The organism is Thermoflexus sp. (genome assembly GCF_025055495.1).
Taxonomy (GTDB): Bacteria; Chloroflexota; Anaerolineae; order Thermoflexales; family Thermoflexaceae; genus Thermoflexus.
Genome location: NZ_JANWXB010000341.1, coordinates 1 through 5527 on the forward strand (window position 1 = coordinate 1; position 5527 = coordinate 5527).

5 protein-coding genes are annotated in these 5527 nt (G+C 64.6%); 4 read left to right on the forward strand and 1 reads right to left on the reverse strand.

What is annotated here, in order from left to right; translation table 11 throughout:
- Positions 1-84: 84 nt before the first annotated feature.
- Positions 85-1272 carry a type II CAAX endopeptidase family protein gene (locus NZM16_RS10925; RefSeq protein WP_295453550.1) on the reverse strand — a complete coding sequence of 396 codons (1188 nt, stop codon included), beginning with the start codon at positions 1270-1272 and terminating at the stop codon, positions 85-87.
- Positions 1273-1490: 218 nt separating this feature from the next.
- Between NZM16_RS10925 and NZM16_RS10930 the strand changes: the two genes are divergently transcribed.
- The 4 genes from NZM16_RS10930 (at position 1491) to nagA (ending at position 5274) form a co-directional block, all read left to right on the forward strand.
- Positions 1491-2201: a metal-dependent transcriptional regulator gene (locus NZM16_RS10930; RefSeq protein WP_295453552.1), complete on the forward strand. Its 711-nt coding sequence runs from the start codon at positions 1491-1493 to the stop codon at positions 2199-2201.
- Between the two features lie 670 nt (positions 2202-2871).
- Positions 2872-3669, forward strand: coding sequence for a selenium-dependent molybdenum cofactor biosynthesis protein YqeB (gene yqeB, locus NZM16_RS10935; RefSeq protein WP_295453555.1), 798 nt, complete (start codon positions 2872-2874; stop codon positions 3667-3669).
- Positions 3670-3747: 78 nt separating this feature from the next.
- Positions 3748-4059 carry a non-heme iron oxygenase ferredoxin subunit gene (locus tag NZM16_RS10940; protein WP_295453557.1) on the forward strand — a complete coding sequence of 104 codons (312 nt, stop codon included), beginning with the start codon at positions 3748-3750 and terminating at the stop codon, positions 4057-4059.
- Between the two features lie 63 nt (positions 4060-4122).
- Positions 4123-5274, forward strand: coding sequence for an N-acetylglucosamine-6-phosphate deacetylase (gene nagA / locus NZM16_RS10945; protein WP_295480357.1), 1152 nt, complete (start codon positions 4123-4125; stop codon positions 5272-5274).
- Positions 5275-5527: the final 253 nt, after the last annotated feature.

Consider the following 5527-nt stretch of genomic DNA (forward strand, 5'->3'; position numbering starts at 1 on the left):
GGGGATATCCCTACAAGCGGTAGAAGGCTCAGGGGCCTGGCGGATAGCCCGTTCGTCCAGAGTCCAAATTTAGAACCCAGCGGGTCACCGAAACAGCACGCTCCAGACCCAATCCACCACGGCGTGCACCATCGCTGCAGCCGTAACCTTCCCCGTTTGCAGATACGTCCGCCCGTAAAAGAACCCCGCCACCGTGGCCAGGATCACATAAAGGCCTACCTTCGGAGGATTATTCAAATGGGCCAGGCCGAACAGAAGGGAAGAGAGGATCAAGGTGCGCAGCGGGGGCCATCCCAGCACACGCTGGAAATGCACATGCAATGTCCCTCGAAACAGGATCTCCTCTGGAAGCCCGATGAAGAGATAGATCGCCAGCAAGCGGATGAGCGCCTCCGGAAGGCCCGGAGGCGAGGCGGCCGGAGCGATGAAATCGGTGAGCAGCCCAAAGGGCAGCGCGAAGGCGGCGAAACCGGCCAGATTCAACCCCACAGCCCCCACGTCCCTCCATGTCCAGCGGAAGGTGAACCCCAGATCCGGGAACCGGCCGGCCAGGATGAGCAACCACAGAAACAGCACGATCACGGCCAGGTGATCATAGGAGGGCCCACCCGCGATCAGGGGATTCTCCGGAAAGCGCTGAAATTCCACCGCATACCAGAGAAACAGGACAGCGCCGAAGAAGAGCAGATGCGATCGCGATCGGGTCTCCCGAGGCCACCCGAGCAGGAAGGGGATCGGCCAGAGCCCGGCGCCGATCCGGAACGCCCAGCCGACGGGGTCTGAGGGGGATGGACCAGGGATCAACAGGAATGCCAGGGACCCTGCCACCATCAGGACATCGATCGCCTTCCACCGGGCGCGATTATGCACCACCATCATCGTGGGGATCAGCAGGATCGCCAGGCCCAGAAGCAACGCACCGAAATCGAAGGACGCTCCCCGGATGATGCGCAGCAGGCCGCCCCCGAACCACAGCGCGAAGGGGATCCCGTAGATCCGTCGAATGTCGGCCCCCATCCAGCGGCGCACTGAATCCACCGGAAGCCCCGCGCTTCCCAGATAGCCGCCCATCAGGACGGCGAAGAGGGTGAGGACGGAAAGGGCGACGCCCGGCTCCTCCTGCCGGAACGCCAGGCTCCCGAAGCCCAGCACCGCAGCGATCCATAATCCCAACCCGGGCCATTCTTTCCGGAGCGCCGCCATCAGCCCGGCAGGCGCCGCGCGGACCTCTTCATGGATCCCGGCAAAATCGGGATTCGGCGTCTCTTTCATCGGCCTTCTCCTTTACGGGTTGCGCGATTAGGCGCCGGTCGGAAGAGGTAGAAGGGCCCTCATCCTCCTGGATCCCCCCCCTCATGGCCCAGGGGACCGTGGGGAGGTGAAGAGAGAAGACTTCCTGAAGGAGCGAGGCGCAACCCTGAACTGGGATTCAGATGAGCATATTGAACTACGGTTTAATTTATGTTACACTTTTGAAAGAATTTCCTGGGATGGAGGAAACCCTGAACCGGCGAGAGCAGCCCAGCCGATCGCTCAGCCCGATGATGCGGGCCTATCTGGCGGAGATCTATCGCATGGGCGAGGGAGGGCCCGTGCGAGCCGCCGCGCTGGCCCGACGCCTGGACGTCACCACCCCCGCCGTCGTCCGCATGCTGAACCGCCTGGAGTCCCATGGGTTGATCCGGCGGACTCGCCATGGGATCCTCCTGACGGAGGCCGGCGAACGGGAGGCGTTGCGGAGCATCCGCCAGCATCGGATCCTGGAGGCTTTCCTAACGCGTGTGCTGGGCATCGGCTGGGAGGAAGTCCACGCGCTGGCCGATCGGCTGGATCCGGTGATCGACGAAGCCCTGTGCAAGCGGATGTATGAGGTCGCCGGGCGTCCGACCCATTGCCCCCATGGTGATCCGATCCCCACGCCCGACGGGCGGATCCCTCCGCTCTTCGATATCCCGCTCAGCGAAGCGCGGATCGGCGCCCGGGGGCGAATCGCTCGGGTCAAGACCGAGGATCCAGAGCAGCTTCGCTATCTGGGCTCCCTGGGGCTGGTTCCTGGGGCTTCCTTTGAGTTGATCGCCCGAGCGCCGTTCAACGGACCGCTACGCCTTCGCCTGGCTCAGCACGATGTGATCATCGGGCTGGAGTTAGCGCACCACATCCGGGTGCTTCTGGAACCGGAATCCAGCGGGACTTCTCCATAAAGAAGTCCTCGCTTCCTTGTGGGTTTCGGACTGCTCCTCCCTTCCCCGAGGCCTAAAAGGCCCTCCTCGCCAACTACGCAAGACTCGTTGCATAACAGGGTGGAGGATCTGCCCCGCCCCCTTTCTCCTCCCTCCCCACGGCCCGAAGGGCGGTGGAGAGGAGGGAATTTTGAGGCCGGGAAGACCGCCTCTGGGAAGGCGGCGGAAGGCCGCCTTCCCAGCCTTAAAAGGCTCCTCTTTGCGAATTACACAACCTGCTGGTCAGGGCAGGGGTGTTGTCGAAGGCGGCGACCCAGCTCGGAACCTCCGAGTGCGGGGACATACGATGGTCGCCACCCTCCCTCAATTCATCGAGGACCGCAGTCTGGCCCTTCACCTCCGCCTTTACGAATTCTACCCTCAGGCCCCTTTGGGATGACCCCCCACGCTGGCTTTTACAGCGCGATGATCCCGGGCGCAAATTCCTTCTGGTCGGCGAGCGCGATCGGATCCTGCCGGCCGACTATCGCCGGAGCTTCGCCGCGCGGCTACAATATCGAAAAGACTGGATCGTGTTGCCTGAGGCCGAACATATGCTACCCTTGAAACATCTGGAGCGCACGGTCCCGCTTGTGGCAGAATGATTCCATGAGCATCTCCAGCCATCGAGGTGGAGCGCTCCTTGATCCGAGTGGCGGTCAAAGGAGGGGGTGACCTGGGCACCGGGGCCATCCTCCGCCTCCATCGGGCTGGATTCCGGGTCTGGGTCACGGAGCTTCCTCAACCGCTGGCCATCCGACGGGCCGTGGCGGTGGCCAGCGCGGTCTACGAAGGCGCCATCACCATTGAGGGCCATACCGCCCGCCGGGTGCCGGATCCCTCTGGGTTTCTCCCCCTCTGGGAACGGGGGGAGATCCCGGTTCTGGTCGACCCGGAGGGGGAGAGCATCCAGCAGCTGCAGCCGGAGGTCGTGGTGGACGCGATTATGGCCAAGCGCAACACCGGGACCTCGATCACGGACGCGCCGGTGGTGGTGGCCCTGGGGCCGGGCTTCACCGCCGGCGTGGATTGCCACGCGGTGGTCGAAACGGCGAGGGGCCATGACCTGGGGAGGGTCTATTACACCGGCAGCGCGCTGCCCGACACCGGCATCCCGGGGACGATCGGCGGGCACGATGTGCTGCGGGTGCTGCGGGCCCCCCACGCCGGGCGCTTCCGGGGAGTCCGACGCATCGGCGACCGGGTGGCGGCAGGGGAGATTGTCGCCTACGTGGAGGAGACCCCGATTCAGGCGGCGATCGCTGGGGTGTTGCGGGGGCTCCTCTTCGACGGCCTGGAGGTGATGCCCGGGATGAAGATCGGCGATATAGACCCCCGGGCGGAGGTCCGCCACTGCTTCACGGTTTCGGACAAGGCATGGGCGGTTGGAGGTGGGGTTCTGGAGGCGGTATTGAAATGCCTCCAGGAACGCGGGATTCTCCGATGGTGATCAGATCCCCCGAGCCGCCTGTGGCATACGGACTGCTTGGTTGGCACGCCAGCCACTCTTCTCTTGGGAGGTAGACTCTTGTGGATCCGCGTGGCCAATCTCGATGAGATCCCGGTGGGAGCTGCAAAGGTTTTCATCGTGGAGGGTCGAGCGATCGCGCTGACCCGGGTGGGCGATCAGGTGTTCGCCTTCGGGGATGTCTGCACCCATGATGGCGGCCCGCTGGCGGAGGGGAAGCTCGAAGGCTATGTGATTCAGTGCCCTCGCCACGGAGCCCGCTTCGACATTCGAACGGGCCGCGTGCTCCGGCTGCCCGCTGTGATGCCGATCCCGGTCTATGAGGTAAAAGTGGAAGGCCACGAGGTCTGGGTGAACCCGGAGCTCGGGTGATCGTTCCATTTCGGGGTAAGCGAAACTGTCAAAGGAGTGACGCCACTCCTGCGGAGGCTGCTCATGGCTTTCCATCCGGTCGCGATCATCCATGCCGAGCTTTATACGCCCACCCGACGGATCGAGGATGGCACGGTGGTATTCGCGGAGGGACGGATCCTGGCCGTTGGGCCCTCCCGCGAGGTCCGTCTGCCCCGGCGGGCGGAGCGGATCGATGCGCACGGACGTCCGGTGACCCCAGGGCTGATCGATCTACACCTCCACGGGGTGGAAGGCTACGACCTGTTTGGGGAGGAGCTGGCAGAGGCTGCCCAACGCCTGCCCCGCCACGGCGTCACCGCGTTCGTCCCTACCACTTTAACCCTGCCCGAAGAAGAGATCCTTCGACGTCTACAGGCGATGGCCCGGGTTATGGAGACCGCGCCGCCTGGCGCCCGAATCCTGGGGATCCACATCGAGGGCCCCCATCTTTCCCCGAAACGACCCGGGATGGCGAACCCGACATGGTTCCGCCCGCTGACCCCGGAGGCCATCGCTCGATACCAGGCGGCGGCCGGCGGGCGCATCCGGCTGTGGACCTTCGCCCCGGAGGAGGGCGAGGCCATGCAAGCCATCCCGGCGCTGGTCGCTCAGGGCATCATCCCGGTGATCGGCCACAGCGACGCGACCTACGATCAGGCCACGGAAGCCATTCAACGAGGCGTCCGACAGGTCACCCACTTCTTCAACGCGATGCGCCCTTTCCATCACCGGGAACCGGGGCTGTTCACGGCGGCTCTGCTGGATCCGCGGGTGATCGTCCAGCTGATTGCGGATGGGCAACATGTGCATCCGGCGGCCATGCGGCTGCTGTTTCAGGTGAAAGGTTCCTCCGGGGTAGCCATGATCAGCGACGCCGCGCCGATGGCCGGGTTGCCTCCGGGCCGCTACACCTGGCTGGGCTATGAGGTGATCGTGGCGGATGGGCGATGCCAGACTCCGGAGGGCGCCCTGGCGGGCTCCGTCGCTCTCATGAACGAAGGCCTGCGGGTGCTGATCGAGGAAGTCGGAATCGACCCGCTCCATGCCGTTCGCAGCGCCACCTGGACGCCCGCGCAGGCGCTGGGCCTGCGAAAGTTCGGACGTCTGCGGCCCGGCGCTCCCGCGGATCTGGTTTTGTGGGCGCGCTGGGGCGTGCCGGAGGCGGTCTGGGTCGGCGGGGAACGCATGGTATAACCAAAATCTACACCGTTCGCTCCCTCAGGAAATCTTTTCTCTCCCTCCCCACGGCTCAAGGAGCCATCGGGAGAGGGGATAAAGGGAGGCGGGGCCCTTCCACCTTGTTGGACCGACTCTCAACCGTGTAACTCCTAACTAATAACTAAAATCCTGGAGCGAGGAGGATCGCCTTCAGCGGCCTTTTCAACTCTTGCGCAGTTCGCTTCCTTGGGGGGCTTTGGGGGCGGAGCCGGGCGCCGAAGGCCCCCGC